The sequence below is a fragment of the Peribacillus sp. GL_122 genome (assembly GCF_057835005.1).
In genome coordinates this window covers 3,982,465-4,000,587 of the sequence record NZ_CM174415.1, presented here as the reverse complement: position 1 = coordinate 4,000,587, position 18,123 = coordinate 3,982,465, and the positions used below count along the sequence as shown (strand labels likewise).

The 18,123-nt window shown below is 35.3% G+C and carries 14 protein-coding genes, 1 pseudogene and 1 riboswitch; of the genes and pseudogenes, 13 read left to right on the top strand and 2 right to left on the bottom strand.

From position 1 onward, the window contains the following. Positions 1-789: 789 nt before the first annotated feature. The 7 genes from AC3ISB_RS19370 (at position 790) to AC3ISB_RS19340 (ending at position 9,063) form a co-directional block, all read left to right on the top strand. Complete coding sequence (locus AC3ISB_RS19370) at positions 790-1,965, top strand: nucleotidyltransferase domain-containing protein (protein WP_489273879.1); 1,176 nt, start codon at positions 790-792, stop codon at positions 1,963-1,965. Positions 1,966-3,093: 1,128 nt separating this feature from the next. Continuing rightward, the gene (locus AC3ISB_RS19365; RefSeq protein ID WP_489273877.1) at positions 3,094-5,034 is read left to right on the top strand and encodes an asparagine synthase-related protein; all 1,941 of its coding nucleotides are present in this window, start codon (positions 3,094-3,096) and stop codon (positions 5,032-5,034) included. 15 nt (positions 5,035-5,049) lie between these two features. Further along, entirely contained in the window at positions 5,050-5,181 is a 132-nt protein-coding gene (locus AC3ISB_RS19360; RefSeq protein WP_141489635.1) for a paeninodin family lasso peptide, read from the top strand. Positions 5,182-5,323: 142 nt separating this feature from the next. Then, on the top strand, positions 5,324-6,265 hold the full coding sequence (locus AC3ISB_RS19355; RefSeq protein ID WP_489273875.1) for an HPr kinase/phosphorylase: 942 nt from the start codon (positions 5,324-5,326) through the stop codon (positions 6,263-6,265). Further along, a complete protein-coding gene (locus AC3ISB_RS19350) occupies positions 6,249-6,545 on the top strand; it encodes a lasso peptide biosynthesis PqqD family chaperone (protein WP_489273873.1) in 297 nt (98 codons plus the stop codon). The genes AC3ISB_RS19355 and AC3ISB_RS19350 overlap by 17 nt, the downstream gene beginning before the upstream one ends. Before the next feature lie 33 nt (positions 6,546-6,578). Next, a complete protein-coding gene (locus AC3ISB_RS19345; protein ID WP_489273872.1) occupies positions 6,579-7,061 on the top strand; it encodes a lasso peptide biosynthesis B2 protein in 483 nt (160 codons plus the stop codon). A 202-nt stretch (positions 7,062-7,263) separates the two neighbouring features. Then, positions 7,264-9,063, top strand: a complete 1,800-nt coding sequence (locus AC3ISB_RS19340; protein ID WP_489273870.1) for an ABC transporter ATP-binding protein — start codon at positions 7,264-7,266, stop codon at positions 9,061-9,063. 894 nt (positions 9,064-9,957) lie between these two features. On the opposite strand, the gene purF is transcribed toward AC3ISB_RS19340, so the two are convergent. Next, on the bottom strand, positions 9,958-11,328 hold the full coding sequence (gene purF / locus AC3ISB_RS19335) for an amidophosphoribosyltransferase (protein ID WP_489273868.1): 1,371 nt from the start codon (positions 11,326-11,328) through the stop codon (positions 9,958-9,960). An 813-nt stretch (positions 11,329-12,141) separates the two neighbouring features. Here purF and AC3ISB_RS19330 point away from each other — a divergent pair. The 6 genes and pseudogenes from AC3ISB_RS19330 to AC3ISB_RS19305 all read left to right on the top strand — a co-directional run. Next, positions 12,142-12,487 (top strand): annotated as a pseudogene (locus AC3ISB_RS19330) (ATP-binding cassette domain-containing protein); the annotation flags it as partial. Between the two features lie 416 nt (positions 12,488-12,903). After that, positions 12,904-12,984, top strand: a riboswitch (cyclic di-GMP riboswitch). An 18-nt stretch (positions 12,985-13,002) separates the two neighbouring features. Further along, on the top strand, positions 13,003-13,113 hold the full coding sequence (locus tag AC3ISB_RS19325; protein WP_489273867.1) for an anti-repressor SinI family protein: 111 nt from the start codon (positions 13,003-13,005) through the stop codon (positions 13,111-13,113). A gap of 280 nt (positions 13,114-13,393) precedes the next feature. Further along, a complete protein-coding gene (gene galE / locus AC3ISB_RS19320) occupies positions 13,394-14,404 on the top strand; it encodes a UDP-glucose 4-epimerase GalE (protein ID WP_489273865.1) in 1,011 nt (336 codons plus the stop codon). Between the two features lie 1,042 nt (positions 14,405-15,446). Further along, positions 15,447-15,578, top strand: coding sequence for a YwzD family small protein (locus AC3ISB_RS19315; protein ID WP_489273863.1), 132 nt, complete (start codon positions 15,447-15,449; stop codon positions 15,576-15,578). A gap of 265 nt (positions 15,579-15,843) precedes the next feature. Then, positions 15,844-16,302: a hypothetical protein gene (locus AC3ISB_RS19310; RefSeq protein ID WP_489273861.1), complete on the top strand. Its 459-nt coding sequence runs from the start codon at positions 15,844-15,846 to the stop codon at positions 16,300-16,302. 299 nt (positions 16,303-16,601) lie between these two features. Then, entirely contained in the window at positions 16,602-16,781 is a 180-nt protein-coding gene (locus AC3ISB_RS19305; RefSeq protein ID WP_489273859.1) for a hypothetical protein, read from the top strand. Here AC3ISB_RS19305 and tagU read toward each other — a convergent pair. After that, positions 16,767-17,696 (bottom strand): polyisoprenyl-teichoic acid--peptidoglycan teichoic acid transferase TagU, encoded by a 930-nt coding sequence (tagU, locus tag AC3ISB_RS19300; RefSeq protein WP_144526645.1) that lies wholly within the window; start codon positions 17,694-17,696, stop codon positions 16,767-16,769. The two genes, AC3ISB_RS19305 and tagU, sit on opposite strands and share 15 nt — an antisense overlap. Positions 17,697-18,123 lie beyond the last annotated feature (427 nt).

The following is an 18,123-nucleotide window of genomic DNA, read 5'->3' as shown; positions in this document are numbered from 1 at the left end:
TTTCTAGATAGTGTCAATACGATATGAAAACGATATTATGATACTAAAATAAATTAAATCATTTATTTTATGGCTTCAAATCTAGATTAACTATCTCATCACTTAGTTACTTTTCATCGAATGCGAATCTTAATGCCCTTAATGAAAAGATAAGGAACAACCTCCCTGATTTTTAACCCGATGAAAATGAAAGAAATATATTGATAGCAAAGCTTGATTCGTCCTGATATTTATTGATTTTCTCAATAAATGATCCGCGCTTGTTTGACCTCGTCTCACCTATTTACCCAGTTAAAAGAGGGGGGCAAGTCATTTTCAATATTCATCTTTTTCCTTGGTTTGCTATTCAAATATAATTGAAACCCCAGTTGTTTTTATATAGTTATAAATAGTTCTATATTAGTCATTATAGATTCTCCTCAGTTTTAGTGATTGTGTCACTTATCTTTACTTATACTATATAGATAAATTCAGCTGATCCATAATAGTTACTTGCAACTATGACCTACTCGGGAGTTTAATATGCGTCATTGACGAATAAACCCTTAGAAAATATAAGTACAACGCTTACAACTGAAAATGGTTCCATTACAATGAAAGAACACATTTTTACTACCGGATGATTTTTAACAACTTGTTATTTATAGTTAATAGATTCTATGTGAAGTACTACATACAAAAAGATGTCTAGAATTCTAGTTACTTGCTACAAGAAATGAGGCTTTCAAGTTTATGAAATGTTTATATAAATGTTATCGTTTATAACATATAAAAGGAGAAGACAAGACAATGAATAATAATTTTAACCTCGATTTTGAACATATACCAAAGGAATTATATTTGTTACTTGAAATCCTTAAGAAGGATGATGATTGTCTATATTTAATTGAACCGGAATTGTTTAAAGAGATTGATTGGGAGCAATTCCTCCAATTAGTTTGGCATCATCGTGTTTATCCAATAATTTATTCGAAAATTATAAAGATAGGTGAAAAAAAAGTTCCTCCTTATGTTATTAAAATATTGTGTCAAGAATACAAGAAAAATACTTTTCAAATGCTACTTTTAAGCGGAGAAATGGAACAAATAAGTAAAATGTTTTCAGAAAGTAAAGTTCCTCTTCTGTTTTTAAAAGGACCAGTAATTGCAGCAAATCTCTATGGAGATATTTCTCTCCGAACTTCCAGAGACTTAGATTTTATAATTCCAATAACAGATTTAAAAAAAGCAGAAGAACTTCTTTTTAATCTTGGATATGAGAAAGAGTTGGGGACAAGTTTATTAAATGAATGGAAGTGGAGGGATCATCATGTAGCTTATTTCCATCCGCAAAAGAATATTCATCTTGAAGTTCATTGGAGATTACAACGTCGACCTTCGAAGGAACCTAATTTTAATAAATTGTGGGAACGAAAAAGGGTAAGCAATCTCACATCTTTTCCGGTCTATTTTCTTGGAAAAGAGGATTTGTTTTTATATCTTGTATCACATGGTGCTAGACATGGTTGGTTTCGTCTTCGTTGGCTATTAGATATTGATAAAATTTTAAGAGCGGGGATAAATTTAGAAAAAATTAATTTAATGATGAATTCTTATCACAACCATCACATAGTAGGGCAAGCAACTATTTTATCTTCTCAGCTGTTAAATACTCCGATTATTCGAGGGATGGAAATATTAACAATGGAAAATCAGTCTATAAATTTGGCACAAAAGGTTATACCCTTTATCAAAGGAACGGATTCATTAGAAATTATTATGTCGACTAATCACTATAAACGTTATCTATTTTCATTGAAATCGAAGCTACAGAAATTCTTTTTTATTTTGATTTTATTTTACCCAGGAAAAGCGGATGTAAAGACCTTATTGTTGCCTAAGCCTCTTCACTTTTTATATTTTCCGCTACGCCCCCTATTAAAAACTTGGAGATTAGTTAGGAAATTAGTACTAGAGAGGGGATAAGTCCGAGGGTTTTTACGTGATTACACTTTTTAGTTAAAACTATTTGCATGTTACTTTAAGTAAAATGAATTTAATCATCAATTTTAAAGCATTAAGAAACTGAAGACTATAACAAGTGGATTGTAAGTGCACGTAACTTTGATAATTATTGCCTTAGGTATTTTACTTATGTATATTTTTCAGAATTTTATAAAAGTATTTGTGGAGTGTATTGTATCCAACCATAGTAAGATTTGTAACTCTAACTTGAAGATAGGTACAGATGGATTGGGTTGAAGTGATATATTCCCCTAAGTAGAAAGTGTGTAAAAGGGCTACAGATATCTGTAGGATACACTCAAACTTAGAGGGGATTTTTGCTATGTCTAGAAAAAAAGCAGTTATTATTACGAGTTACAGAAACAAACAGTTAAAAGTTATCTAACGGGTAAAGGAAATTATGTAAAAGTCATCGAATAGTATGAATTAAAAAATAAAACTTAATTAGAAAATTGGGTGAGAAATATCGTGAAACATGAAGTGTAGATGTTTTTAAAAACACTTCTTCACCAGGGTCTGGCTGTAAGGGAATTCCTAATCCACTAAAGGATAGAAAGTACATTTCAAAAGCGTTGAAGCAGAACATGACTAATATAAGGCAGGCTGAATACCTCAATGCATTATCATTATCTGTTAATGGCGGCGTTCCGACATATAAAGCTCGTAATGTAATAAAAGATATTGACATAGGCATAAATAAATGGTAATTTTAGCTTATGTAATTCGTTATAAAGAACGGAAGATTCTTTAGAGAGTACAGATATACGGCATATTAATATTATATTGATGGTAAAAATCATCAGAAGATAAAGCAACAGTAGTACATTTAAAAACAGAATATTATCCAAAGTGAATTTATTTTTATAAAAAATTGTCTATACAGATCAAAGACAATTTTTGATTAATTCCTGAAGAAAGGATGAATATAAATGCCTCTATTTCTAATGAAAGAAATATGGACACCATTAAAGTTAGTTGGCGTAAAATTTTTTAAATCAGATGATAGAAGTATTTTCATCAAAGTTTTTAACCAACATCGAAGGAAGATAATGTGATTTATTCACATATCAAAACAATCAGGGGGAAAACATGAGTGCTATAGCCGGTATTTATCATTTTAATGAAGAGCCTATGAATCTTCAACATTGCCATAATTTGATGACGGCTTTACAAAAGTACCCTGCTGATTCTATCCAAATGTGGCATTCAGAAAAGGTTTTTCTCGGTTGTCATGCTCAATGGATCACGCCTGAATCTGTTGGTGAGCAGCTCCCGCTTTATGATTTTGAAAGACGCTGTACGATTACTGCTGATGCTATTATTGATAATCGTGATGAGTTATTCCAGAGGTTACAAGTTAAGCCATCCAACCAAAAGGACATGACGGATAGTGAACTGATTCTACTATCCTACTATAAGTGGGAGGAAGATGCGCCCAAATTTTTAGTTGGGGATTTTGCTTTTTTCATTTGGGATGAAAAGAAACAGAAGTTGTTTGGGGCAAGGGATTTTTCGGGAAGTAGAACCCTTTATTATCACCAAAGCTATCAGAAGTTTGCCTTTTGCACTACAATGGATCCACTTTTATCATTACCTTTTATTGAAAAAAGGTTGAATGAGCAGTGGCTTGCTGAGTATTTGGCCGTATCGGGAATGATTGATGCAGTAGATTCATCATTAACACCGTATACAACCATAAATCAGATTCCACCATCTCATAGCTTATCAATAGAGAAAAATAGGGTGACTTTAAAACGATATTCCTATTTAACTCAGGGGGATAAGTTAAAACTTAAATCTAATGGAGATTACATCGAAGCATTTCAAAGTGTCTTCCAGGAGGCTGTTACATCTAGATTAAGGACACATCGGAAAGTTGGCGCCCAGTTGAGTGGTGGGTTGGATTCCGGGGCTGTTGTTGGCTTTGCGGTGAATAAATTGCAGCGGGAAAGTACTGCACTACATACATATAGTTATATTCCTCCCGAAGATTTTAAAGATTTTACTCCTAAATACTTATTGGCTGATGAGCGGCCTTTCATCAAATCGACCGTAGGACATGTTGGTGGAATTATTGATCATTATTGTGACTTTAAGGGGAAAGACTCCTATTCCGAAATGGAAGACTTTCTCGACATCATGGAGATGCCCTATAAGTTTTTTGAAAATTCTTTCTGGTTAAAAGGGATGTTTGAAAAAGCGAATGAGGATGACATAGGTGTTTTGCTTAATGGAGATAGAGGGAACTTTTCAATTTCCTGGGGATTCCCCTTAGAGTATTACTCCCTTCTATTAAAAAGGCTAAAGTGGGTTCGACTATATCAAGAGTTGGAACAATATAGGAATAATGTTGGCGGATCTAGATTGCGAAAGGTGAAAACTATTGCAAGAATCGGCTTTCCAATCATTGATCGGATCTTCCCGGAAGGCACTCCGTATAAAATTCCTTCATTAATCAATCCAAGATTTGCCGAAGGAATGGGCGTATATGACAAATTTAAAGAATTCGGCATGGATGAAACAGGCTGGTATTCGAATTCTGATATTTTTAATGAAAGAAAAAAGCATTTTGAAGATATCTTTCAGTGGAATGCAGGAAATACGCTTTCTACAAAGCTCTCCTTACGATACAAGTTGTGGAAGCGAGATCCGACGAATGATATCCGTGTTATTCGCTTTTGTTTATCACTTCCGGAAAGTCAATATGTACAGAATGGGATGGATCGTGCCCTGATTCGAAATGCTACAGTGAATTACCTACCCGATAAAGTAAGGCTAAATCAACGATACAGGGGGGTGCAAGGAGCAGATTGGATTCACCGTATGCTTCCTAAATGGGGTGAGTTCATAGAGGAGATAGAGCAGCTGAGCACGGATGATAAAGCTCTGGAATTCCTGGATGGTCAAGCGATAAAGAATGCATTAGTAACGATTAAAAAAGGAACTGGACCTGAACTTGCTACGAATCCTGACCATAAATTCCTAATGCGGAGTTTAATTGTGTACCGATTTTTAAAACGATTCAATTAAAAGGAGGTGAATACTATGAAAAAGGAATGGAAAAAACCTGAATTAGAAGTACTTGATGTTAATCAAACAATGCTTGGAACAGATGGTGATTACACAGATGCTGCATTTCCAGCGGGCACTCCTAAAGGTGACATAACTTTTAGTTAAACTTTTTACGCAACAAAGTCTGTTAGGATTCCCCTAAGCCCCTATTTATCCAGTTAATAGGGGTATGACTTCAATAATAACAAAGTATTAAACATTGTACCTGTCTAATTAAGAGACGTTATTTATGTACGGGGGTATTTATATGATCGGTATCAAAACAAGGACTGTTTATGAAGCGTATGGTTTAACCGTTTCAAGTGATATGGCTTTGCCTGAATTGTTTCCTATTAATATAGTGGATGATAAAACGGATATTGCTATCGAAAAAGCTGAACTCCATGCATTATGGTCTGAGCATTCAGTTCCTGAAGATGATTTTGTCATTAAGAAAGACTGGATTATGTTCCATGTTTCCAAGACGGCCATTTTCTTGATCCAAAGCGGTAATAGAATAGAGTTTTGTCCAATTGATGCGGCACAAGAAGATGAGATTCGACTTTATATCCTCGGAACATGCATGGGTGCCATTTTGATGCAAAGAAAAATCCTTCCTATACATGGAAGTGCGGTAGCCATAGATGGAAAGGCATATGCGATTGTTGGTGATTCTGGTGCTGGGAAATCCACTCTTGCTTCAGCTTTTTTAAAAAGGGGCTATAAGCTCATGAGTGATGATGTCATACCAGTAACACTAAATGATGAAAATATCCCAATTGTAACACCTTCATATCCACAGCAAAAATTATGGCTGGAGAGCTTAAATCATTTTGAAATGGATTCAAATAACTATCAGCCACTCATTGTTAGAGAAGATAAATTTGCTGTTCCTGTTCAAGATCAATTTATTACCGAACAACTCCCGCTTGCTGGTGTATTTGAATTGATTAAGAGTGAAGATACCGAGATAGATATTAAGCCTATACCATCTCTTCAAAGATTTTATAAATTATATCATCATACATACCGCAATTTTTTTATCCAAAGATCTGGTTTGATGGACTGGCATTTTAACACTTCAGCCAAAATGATTAAGAAAATCGAGTTTTTCCAACTACGAAGGCCAACAAATCGTTTCACGGCTCCGGACTTATCCGAAATAATTTTGCATGCATTAAAAAGGGAGGAAAGTGTTCATGAATATTAATCAACTTGATACAAAAAATCTATATAGCCAAAGTCCAGGAAACATAGTAAGTGATATGGATGGGGAAAAAGTCATGTTAAGCGTTTCTAACGGAAAATATTATAATTTAGGTGAACTAGGCGGGGAAATATGGGAGTTAATGAAGGAACCCATTACGATTCAAGAGTTAGTTACTACATTACAGTCACAATACAATGTCGACCAAACCGATTGTAAAGAGCACGTCACGGACTTTTTAAGTCAATTGTTAGAACAAGGCTTAGTCAGCATCCATTCCTAGTATCATGAATCTTTAGTCTAGGAGGCTAAAACAATGAATATCGTAAAAAAAGCTCAGTCTTTTCTTCGTTTAGATTTCAAGACAAAGCTGCTGTATATTGAAGCCTTTTTACATTTAGGCAGGGCCCGTTATCTTAAAAGCATTTCCTTTTCAAAAGTTGCCCCAACACTTGGTGAACAGATGAAAGAGTCATCATTTGAATTAAATACAGCGGATAAAGAGATTTTAGCAAATGTATCGCGGGCTATAAATATTATGAGCCGCTACACCATATGGGAAAGCCAGTGTCTTGTAAAGGCAATGGCAGCTATGAAGATGCTGGATAAACGAAAGATTGATAGCACTCTTTATTTAGGTACAGCCAAAGATGAGAATGGAGGGCTCATTGCACATGCTTGGCTGCGCAGTGGACCTTTTTATATAACTGGAGCTGAAGTGATGGATAGGTTCACTGTTGTTTCTAAGTTCTCTAAAAAGAACATGGTTAGGGGTCTGAAAGAACAAGAATCTAGTTAATCTGAAAACATTCTATTGAACCAAATAAACCCTCCAAAGTTTATCCAGTGTCCACGCGTCACCACCCCACCCTACTATCTTCATTGAGAATAATAATCTTAGAAAAGTGAATACCCGACAACTTTCCTTCCATTTTTGCGCTTTACCGCCGGTAACATGGAGGAAAACGATTAAATATGGGCTGCGAATGGAGGATATGGTTATGAAACATCTGTTACTTTTTACGAAACAAATACATGATTATTCGGGGAAAATTCTCTATATCAATCTTGTTTGTATGATTTTAATAGGTTTTTTAGAAAGTGTAGGAATTTTCTTATTGATCCCATTGATTGGATTAACTGGTGTAATGGATATAAAAACGGATGAAGTGCCTTTCTTAAGCTGGGTTAATGAATTATTCATCGGAATTCCGGAAACGCTCAGTCTTTTAATAATACTTGGCGCTTATGTGATATTAATGGTGGGGCAAAGTATATTTAAGCGGAATCAAACAATCTTGGGAGTGAAAATCCAACAAGGTTTTGTTAGAAAGTTAAGGGATGAGGCGTATGGCAGTCTGCTGCAAGTCAATTGGGGATTTTACTTAAAAAAGAGGAAATCCGATATTATCAACATCATGACTAATGAAACCTTCAATGTAAGTGCAGGGATCAATTTATTTTTACAGTTTATATCCTCCCTTATTTTTACTTTCATTCAAATCGGTATAGCTTTTTATTTATCTGTCCCAATGACGAGTTTTATAATAGCCTTTGGGTTCATTCTCATTTTTTCGTCCCGGAAATTTGTGAAAAAGTCTCAGTCTATTGGAAAGGAAACCTATCAGCTAACACAAACCTATTTAGCGGGTATGACTGATCACCTTAACGGAATGAAAGATATCAAAAGTAATTCACTAGAGGAATCTCATTTGAATTGGTTTCTGTCTTTAAGTGAGAGAATGGAAAAAAACAGGATCAAGTTAACGACTTTAAATACTACTTCCCAAATGATTTTCAAAATTGTATCTTCAGTTTTAATTGCCATTTTTGTGTTTTTTTCGATAAAGATGTTCATGGCCCAGCCAGCACAATTAATGCTGATCACGGTTATTTTTTCGAGGTTATGGCCAAGGTTTACTAGCATTCAATCTAATTTAGAGCAAATAGGGTCTACGCTTCCGTCTTTTAAAGCATTGTCGGATTTACAATACGAATGTAGAGCTGCAAGAGAGTTATATGAATCCGATTATAAAAATATCAAGCCTATTGAAATTGAACAAGGGCTGGATTGCCGTAATGTTTATTTTAGTTATGATCAAAATGAGAGCACTTATGCCCTTAAAAATATAAACATACACATACCATCTAACCGTATGACGGCAATAGTAGGACGATCCGGTGCCGGAAAAAGCACCTTAATAGATATATTAATGGGGTTGAATAACCCTAATAGTGGTGAAGTAAGAATAGATGATATTCCCCTTACTAATGACCGACTATTATCGCTGCGGAGGTCCATAAGTTATATCCCGCAAGATCCATTTCTCTTTAATGCAACAATACGGGAAAATTTGCTGATCATTGACCCTGATGCAAGTGAGAAATCCATATGGGAATCTTTGGAGTTCGCTGCAGCTGCTGATTTTGTCAGTAAGCTTCCTCAAGGTCTGGATACTCTCATCGGTGATCGGGGTGTCCGATTGTCAGGAGGGGAAAGGCAGCGTCTAGTGTTGGCCAGAGCGATTTTACGCAAACCTGCCATCCTGGTTTTGGATGAAGCGACAAGTGCATTGGATACGGAGAACGAAGCGAAGATTCAATCCGCCATTGAAAGGTTAAAAGGAAAAATGACCATCATCGTCATAGCGCATCGATTATCGACAATTCGCAATGCCGATCAAGTGCTGGTCATGGATCAGGGAGAAATCATTCAGGTCGGTGAATATTACCAATTAGCAAATGAAAAAAGAGGGATGTTTAGTAATTTATTAGGTATCCAAATGGAATCAAGTGTGTGATTGTCTAATTAAATTCGATTTGCTGACCTTTCTTTATAACATTGGGTAGACACTATATGAAAATCAAATTAATTAACTTTACAATAAAAAATGGTATTTCCAGCAATTTTTATTGTTATAAGTTCGTTGATGTTATGAATTAACCAGCTTATTTCGTATGAAGAGGTTTAACATAAGGATTATATGACATAACAATGTATAAGTTAAAAAAGAATAGAAATAAAAAAAATAATTTCCACTATGTGGATTAATCATTCAAATAATGGGTATTATTAAATGTAATTAAAGAAAGAGAAACTATTAAAAGCTATGACTCAGATCTAGATAGCGGTTGCTCTATTAACTGGGTTAATTAAGAAAGGATGAATTTTTTTTTAATGCCTTTATACCAAATGAGAGAAATATGGACACCCCTAAAATTAGTTGGAGTTAAGTTTTTTAAATCCGAGGATAGTAGTATTTTCATCAAGGTTTTTAACCAACATCGACGAAGGTTAAAGTAATAAGATGAAAAAACAAGTGCCCGAAAGACTCAAAGGAACCTTGACCATTATTGTAATTGCTCATCGGTTATAGACGATTCGTAATGCGGATCAGTATTGGTTTTGGATTAGGGTTAAGAAGCATAAAACCTTCACCATTTATATATAATTCCGCTCCTTGTAACACGAATCTCTTAAATCCCGTTCAGCATAAACGTGATCACCTAAAAAAAGTTGTCTAGATAAGTGTAGCCCATCCATTTGTAGAGAGGAGAGAGGTAAGTAATTGTAAGTGGTATAAGAAAACAGTGACAAAATCCAAGGTTTAATATTAAGAAAATGGGGTTTTAGGCATCACACAGTTGTTTTTGTGTGATGCCTACCATTTTTAACACACTTAAGCTGTATCATTTCAAATATTAGTTGGGTAAGCACCACTAAAACAGGCTATACAGCGGCTGCTAGTTTCTCCAAGATCCACATCTACTGCCTCTAATAACCCATCGGTGCTTAAAAAGGCTAATGAATCTGCCCCGATAACCTTTCCCATAGCTCGTTCGTGTTCGTGTTTGTTGGCAAATAGTTCTTCCTTAGTTGGCATATCCACTCCATAAAAACAAGGGTTTCTAACCATAGGTGAACTAATTCTTACATGGACTTCCTTGGCACCTGCTTGCCTAATCAATTGGACAATGCGCTTGCTTGTCGTTCCCCTAACAATCGAATCATCGACTAAAACCACCCTTTTTCCTTCCAAGATTTCTTGCACAGCGCTTAATTTCAGTCGAACAGCTAAGTCGCGCAATTCTTGCGTGGGCTCAATAAACGAACGACCAGCATAAGGATTTTTAATAATCCCCATTTCATATGGAATTCCTGATTGTTGGGAAAAACCAATGGCGGCAGGGACGCTTGATTCGGGAACTGCAACGACAACATCAGCTTGTGTCGGATGTTCTTTTGACAGAATTTTACCTAATTCCTTCCGGATTGTTAAGACACTTCTCCCTTGAATAACGCTATCCGGACGGGCAAAATAGACAAATTCAAAGGAACAAAGGGAAACCTTACCTTTTTCCACAAATCTTCCAGTTTGAATTCCATTTTCATCTATAAGAAGCCATTCACCCGGTTCAACTTCCCGCCAGAACTTAGCATCAACCGCATTTAAAGCGCATGTTTCTGAGGAGGCGACGATTGATTCACCAATTTTTCCAAGGCTAAGCGGACGTAGCCCATGACGATCCAGGGCAATTAGCATTTGTTTTTCAGTCATTATAATCAAGGCAAATGAACCGTCGATACGTTTAAGCATATCAGGTGCGCTTTCTGCGAAATGCTGTTTACTTGAACGAGCTATTAAGTGAGCAATAATTTCAGTATCGGTTGTTGTTTGAAATATGCTTCCCTGCTGTTGTAACACATCCCGTTCTATCCTTGCATTTACGAGGTTGCCATTATGAGCAACAGCCAGGTCCCCCTCGCTATATTTAAAAACTAGGGGTTGTGCGTTCTGCAGTAAACTTTCACCAGAAGTTGAATATCGTACATGACCAATGGCCATATTTCCGCTTAATCCATCTAGGATGTCCCGTGAAAATACTTGGGTAACTAATCCCATTCCCCTGTGATTCCTGAATGATTTCCCATCACTAGCCACAATTCCTGCACTCTCCTGACCACGGTGTTGAAGTGCATGAAGTCCGTAATAAGTTAATTCGGCTGCTTTGGGGTGATTAAACACTCCAAATACCCCGCATTTCTCCTGCATTTCTGAATCCATTTTTCTCTTCCTCCCGTTAATACCATTATTCTTATTTTTGGCAAATGGTGAATTTCTATCCTTTTTATTTACTAATCGGTAAATCGATATGGAGTAAACTAATTGCAGCCATAAAAATAGTTCTATGGAACAGGTGGGGATAATTGCATAGCATTATTATCTTGGTATAAAAGACTTTTGGGTATAATGGAATATTTTGAATTAATGTGTTTTGTATGATTTATAGTAAACTATATAGTAAAGTACAGATATTAATTTATAAGATCTAGCCCATTATAAAAATATTGAATAATACAGTTAATATTTTTGCCGGTTTGACGATACTTTAATATGAAGATTAAGCAAAGGGACTTCGCAGAAAGCGTTGTCATATAGCTGCCATCAAAATATAAGGAGAATATTTGATGACAAAAAACAAATTTATTACGTTCGAGGAAGCTTATGAAAAGAAAGAAAGAAGTAAGAAAATTTTTATTGGGTCTTATATTACTATTATTTTAATTTTGATTTCATTATTGACTTTTTTTCTTGGTAAATCATAACGGGTGTTAAATAGGGCTGAGAAATCAGGCCTTTTTTTGTTAAGAAGGTGAATGAGGAAGTATAAAGGGAACTCTCCTTTTGTCGAAATGGGTAGTCTAAGGAGCTAAGAGTCTAAAACTACGAAAGAGATGATCTTTATTTTCAGAAGTTCTTGTTTTTGGACTATTGTGGGGAATGCTTTTAAGCTTTACGTTGTGGTTGTTAATTCTCGGTTGGATCAAAATAATAATGAATTTTATAAGATAAGAAATTAAAGACTCGGAATAAAAAGATACACTCATCGGCGATCGGGGTGTCCGACTGTCAGGAGGGGAAAGGCAGCGTCTAGTGTTAGCCAGAGCGATTTCACGCAAACCGGCCATCCTGGTATTGGATGAAGCAACAAGTGCATTGGATACGGAGAACGAAGCGAAGATTCAATTCGCCATTGAAAGATTAAAAGGAAAAATGACCATTTCGTAATAGCTCATCGGTTATCGACGATTCGCAATGCCGATCAAGTGTTGGTTATGGATCAGGGAGAAATCATTCAGGTCGGTGAATATAACCAGTTAGCGAATGAAAAAAGAGGGATGTTAGCAATTTATTAGGTATCCAAATGGAATCAAGTGTGTAAATATTTATAGAGTCACGAACAGTCAGGTTACAGCCATATTATGGTTTGTAATGCTGGATTTTTTCTTAGGGGAAATTAATTAAAACTGAATTAATAGTTCAAAATATTATTTTTGTGAAATAGCAAATATAAGAATTTTATAGCGATTATATCTCTATTTTCAATAAAGATGTTTTATATAAAACGCATTATACAATGTTTTTCCATTGTGATGTCACTTTTTGATGAATAATGTTGAAAAATGACATAAAAAAACGAATAGTATTATGAGTTATTATTACGTTTTTACGTATAATTAACATTAATATAGTTTTAATTGAGGGGAAATTTTTTTAGGGCATGATGGTTTATTTAGTACCATGGAAACAAGAATCCAAGAGATTTATTAATCTTGGTTAATAATTAATGTGAAATATTCTTGAGAAAGGCAAACCTATTGAAAAGGGACGCAAAATTACAGGTCTAAGGCTAAATGCTAAGACGGCTGTGTTACCACAAGTTGGGTGGGATTTGACATGGAAGCTAACAATGAACTGGAAGAATGGGTTTATCTAATTTTGGAAGCTAAAAATTCAGGGTTTTCTATTGAAGAAGTACGTGAGTTTATTCAGAATAAACAAAACTAGAATGAAAAATATTACTATATGAGGATGGAAAAGGGTATGAGTAACTTATTTTAAGCTATTCTTATGAACTTAATCCTATGAGTTTTTACTCTTTCGAAAGTCTTCTTGCTATTGTAATCATCAAAACGATAGCATTCTTTCTTATAATTAATATATACTTATATAACAACAAATTAGAATATAATTAGTTGACTTTATTACATATTACAGGAAATTGGACCTAATGCTAGGTTAAAGAAATAAAAATGTTTTTATTCTAAAATAAAGTGAGGAATTTAACTTGGCAATACTAGTAACTGGAGGGGCAGGCTATATCGGAAGCCACGCAGCTGTAGAACTATTAAATACAGGTTATGATATTGTAATAGTCGACAACCTGTCAAACAGCAATTTTGAATCATTAAATCGGGTTAAGGAATTAACAGGTAAGGACTTAACTTTTTATAAGTGTGATTTATTAAATCGTGATGAGTTGAATACCATTTTTGAGAATCATAATTTCGAAGCAGTAATGCACTTTGCAGGGCATAAAGCGGTAGGGGAATCAGTTGAAATCCCACTAAGTTATTATCATAATAATATAACAGGTACGATTAACTTGTGTAACCTGATGGCAAAGCATGATGTTAAGAAACTCGTCTTCAGTTCATCAGCTACCGTGTACGGTCACCCAGATAGCGTCCCAATTGATGAATCGTTTCCATTGAATGCAACTAATCCATATGGCCGTACAAAATTGATGACAGAAGAAATATTAAGTGACTTACATGTTTCAGATCCCACTTGGAGAATAGCTGTATTACGCTATTTTAATCCAATAGGAGCTCATGAAAGCGGGAGAATTGGGGAAAATCCGAATGGAATACCAAATAACTTAATGCCATATATTACACAGGTTGCAATTGGGAAAAGGGAAAAACTTTCTGTTTTCGGAAATGACTATAACACCCATGATGGTACTGGAGTCAGGGATTTCATCCATGTGATAGATTTGGTAAAAGGCCATTTGAAAGCACTCGCATACCTTGAAGAAAATAGTGGAATCGAAACATTTAACCTGGGAACAGGTGCGGGATATAGTGTAATGGATCTTATTAATACTTTCAGTTTGGTCAATACGAAAGAAATACCTTTTCAATTTGTAGATAGGCGCCCTGGTGATATCGCAATTTGTTATGCAAATCCTATAAAAGCAGAAAAAGTTTTAGGCTGGCGTGCAGAAAAGGATCTAAAAGATATGTGTAGAGACTCGTGGAGATGGCAAACAGAAAACCCAAATGGATATAAATAAATTTTAGAAATAATTAGATACCAAGGGATAAATTTACTTTATTGTTAATAAAGGTAAATTTTTCTCTTGGTATACAATTAATTAATTTATTTACTTTACCTTGATTATTTTTAAGAAAAAGCATGTTTAAAACTTATGATTATTTAAGAAAAAGACTTCAAAAATGAATGCGTTTACAACCATTGAAGGAAAAAGGTAGATTAAAGTAGTCTGTGAAGTAGCTTCAAAACAAGTTTATAAACGGAATTAATACTTTTTTTGAGGTTTATTAAAAGATTAAAAGTAAGTCAAGATTTTCCTGAAAAATACTCTTATAATCTCCGTATGCCTCCTAAATAAATAATATAAACCAATCAAAACGCAATTCAACTATTTTTCTGTAGATTCATTAGATTTAAAATGTAACTCCATGTGGAATACAAAAAAATACTAATTTAATATTATTTGTATGGATTTTAATGAATGTTAAATTGAAGACCCATTATTTGATTTAAGAAATTTAGCTTAAAAAATAGTTAATAATACTTAAATATTTTTGGTAATGTGCCGATACTACATATAGAGCTCAAGCAAAGGTACTTCGCTGAAAGCGAGGTCAGATAGCTGCCATCAAAATATAAGGAGATTATTTGATGACAAAAAACAAATTCATTACGTTCGAGGAAGTTTATGAAAAGAAACAAAGAAGTAAGAAAATTTTTATTGGGACTTATATTACTATTACTTTAGTATTGATTTCATTAATGACTTATTTTATGGGACAAGCATAATATGGGGTGCCGAAGGGGCTGAGGAATCGGTCCTTTTTTTGTTTTCTTATATCGACACGTATTTACCTAAAACTTACTAGTAGCCATTCCTAAGGGATATTTCAGAAATGTTAAAATTGGGTAAAATTTTGGTTTTTAAACTAGTTTCTGCTTGCCAATCCCTACAATATATGTGATTATCAAAGATATGAGCTATATTCCTTATTTTTGAAAAAAAGATTAGGACAACAGTATGAAATGTTAGATTAATTAAATTGGAGTGGAAATTTCGAATGGATTTTTTTGATATTTTAAAAGATACTTTTGCCAAGGGTGAGTCTGGACAAGATGTTACTGTAAATGAACTTGTGGAAGAGATTAAGGAGAAATTAAGCGGGATCATTGAAGAACCTGATAGTATATGATCCATAGATACTTCGACTCGAGCTTAGATTTTGGGTGGTTGGATACTTAACCGATGGCCGAACTCCCTTGTGGCAGGATGTCATGCTTGACACGTTCGGCGGTTTGCTAGGAATCTTCTTTTCTTTTATCGATGGAGAAGGCGTCAATGAATCTAAGAAATCATTTCAGATACATATACTTAAGGAGCATGTCTAACAACATGCTTCTTTTTTATGGTTTTCCATTATATATATAAATGAATGATAACCTGTGAGGGTGATGAGGGTGAGGAGACAAGGTAAGATTCCGATAGGAGTATTGACGGCTATTCTCATGGTTTTAGTTGCAGGAGCTTGTATCATTTTTCTTTTTCCGAGCGGATCAGAAAGCGTGGTTGAAGATTTCTATGAGTATGAAAGTGAAGCGGAGTTCGGGAAATCCTGGGATTTGTTAAGTTCTGAAATGAAGCAGCGGTTTCCGGATCGGGCAGATTATGTGCAAAATCGGTCACATGTATTTTTACAGCATATGGATGTGGAGTCCTTTCAGTATGATGTAGGCCATTCTAAGAAAGTGAAGAACTGGAAGTTGGATAAGAGTGGAAGGCTGCATAAAACGGCCTATGAGATTCCAGTTACACAGGTCTTCAATTCTCGCTTTGGAATGTTTACTTTGAAACAAAATTGCTATGTCGTCAAAGAAAAAGGCGAATGGCGTATATTATGGGATTATCGGTTTGAATAGATTCCTCTCCTTTTTCAGGCTCAAGTTCGTTTTATTGAAAAGGGAGAGGCGCTGCTCTCATATAATGCCGAATAGATTTACTTCTCATGAAACATATTTCATTCTTGAACGGTCACTGATGGCTTTCAAAATAAACATTTTGTCCTGTGTGCTTAGCATAGCCCAGCTGCCTGCTTTGATTTTCATTTAAATACACTCCTTTTGTTTAGGATTATTTATTATAGGTGATGAATGACGGATGATGGAATTTCTGGGTCCAGAGAATAATAGTGTCAAGTGATTATAGGGGCAAGGGGAAGATGGAATTGTCAGCTCATATTAGATTATACCGTCTTTTAATGCCTAATAAACAACAAAAATTCCAACAAATCTCTACAATTGGTGTTCGTTTTTTGTCAGAATATTGGACGGGGAAAATGAAAAAGCTGTCAGGATGCGGGTCCGGACAGCTCTTTCATTTTTTCTTATTTGATGGATAATTGTTCTTTTAATTCGGATTGAACCTTTTCTTTTTCTTCATCCGACACAATATAATAGTAGATTCCGTCGATTTTCGTTCCGGTGCCGTTTATGGATGATTGGGTAATGCTTTTGCTTGCATCCCTGTAGTTCTTTTGGATGTCCATCATGTCATCAAACGTCAAATTAGTCTGGATATTATTACCGAGTGCATCGAAGACTTCATCGTATTTCGTCAGGGAGGAAAGGCTTGCGCCTTCTTTGATGACTGCTTCGATGATGGCACGTTGTCTCGATTGACGGCCAAAATCACCACTTGGATCATCATGTCTCATTCTTGAATAGGCAAGGGCTTCTTTCCCGTTTAGGGTCTGCGTTCCTTTTGCAAAATGAATGCCATCGGAGGTGAAGTCCAGATCGTTTTGAACGGTCACGCCGCCGACTGCGTCAACGATATCCTTGAAGCCTTCCATATTGATCTTCATATAATAGTCGATTGGGATATCAAGGAAGTTTTCAACGGTATCCATGGACATTTTCGCGCCGCCGAAGGCAAATGCATGGTTGATTTTATCCTGTGTACCATGACCGACGATCTCGGTCCGTGTATCACGCGGAATGCTTAGCATTTTGACCGATTTTTTTTGTGGATTGACTGTCAAGACGATCATTGTATCTGAACGGCCTTTGTCGCCATCACGTTCATCGACGCCAAGCATGAGCATCGAGAATGGCTCCTGATCTGATAGCGCAAGGTCTTTCGTTCGTTTATCCGTGGTACGGTCTATTGGTGTATGCATCGTGTCAACGGTTTTTGTCAGTGAATTCCATACGGAGTAGGCAAAAGCTCCCCCAGCTAATATGAAAAGTAGGACAATTATCCCGACTACCTTCAGCCATGTCCGTTTCTTTTTCTTCTTTTTTTCATGTCTCATATTTTACTTCCTTCCTCTTTTTGTAACCACTTCATCTATTATATTTAATTTCATAATAAAAGAATAGTATATTTTACTATTTTATAATACCTTTTACATATTTTGGTGTGCTGTTCACTAGTAACTAGAACAAATCTGAGGGGTTAGGAAGTTAGAATCATTAAAAGTTTAATATAGTGAATGATTGGGAAATCTACACTTTTTCATAGTTGGTTGTGTAATTTGACCTAGTGTTTATTTTTTTGTTTACATCCAGATATTTAGAGATTGCAAGTCTTTTTATAATCATGATCTTACAGCCATTTATTATGTTCTCTTTGATTTTTGGATGTTTGAATTATGAAGGGAGATGCAATTGTGGATATACAATCCTTAGTCTGCAGCGATGTTGCTTGGAAGTAAAATATTGTGACGGCGGCAAGTTTTG

Coding starts and splice junctions, on each gene's coding strand:
- AC3ISB_RS19370 (WP_489273879.1), top strand. CDS start 790: ATGAATAATAATTTTAACCTCGATTTTGAACATATACCAAAGGAATTA.
- AC3ISB_RS19365 (WP_489273877.1), top strand. CDS start 3,094: ATGAGTGCTATAGCCGGTATTTATCATTTTAATGAAGAGCCTATGAAT.
- AC3ISB_RS19360 (WP_141489635.1), top strand. CDS start 5,050: ATGAAAAAGGAATGGAAAAAACCTGAATTAGAAGTACTTGATGTTAAT.
- AC3ISB_RS19355 (WP_489273875.1), top strand. CDS start 5,324: ATGATCGGTATCAAAACAAGGACTGTTTATGAAGCGTATGGTTTAACC.
- AC3ISB_RS19345 (WP_489273872.1), top strand. CDS start 6,579: ATGAATATCGTAAAAAAAGCTCAGTCTTTTCTTCGTTTAGATTTCAAG.
- AC3ISB_RS19340 (WP_489273870.1), top strand. CDS start 7,264: ATGAAACATCTGTTACTTTTTACGAAACAAATACATGATTATTCGGGG.
- purF (WP_489273868.1), bottom strand. CDS start 11,328: ATGGATTCAGAAATGCAGGAGAAATGCGGGGTATTTGGAGTGTTTAAT.
- AC3ISB_RS19325 (WP_489273867.1), top strand. CDS start 13,003: ATGGAAGCTAACAATGAACTGGAAGAATGGGTTTATCTAATTTTGGAA.
- AC3ISB_RS19315 (WP_489273863.1), top strand. CDS start 15,447: ATGGATTTTTTTGATATTTTAAAAGATACTTTTGCCAAGGGTGAGTCT.
- AC3ISB_RS19305 (WP_489273859.1), top strand. CDS start 16,602: ATGGAATTGTCAGCTCATATTAGATTATACCGTCTTTTAATGCCTAAT.
- tagU (WP_144526645.1), bottom strand. CDS start 17,696: ATGAGACATGAAAAAAAGAAGAAAAAGAAACGGACATGGCTGAAGGTA.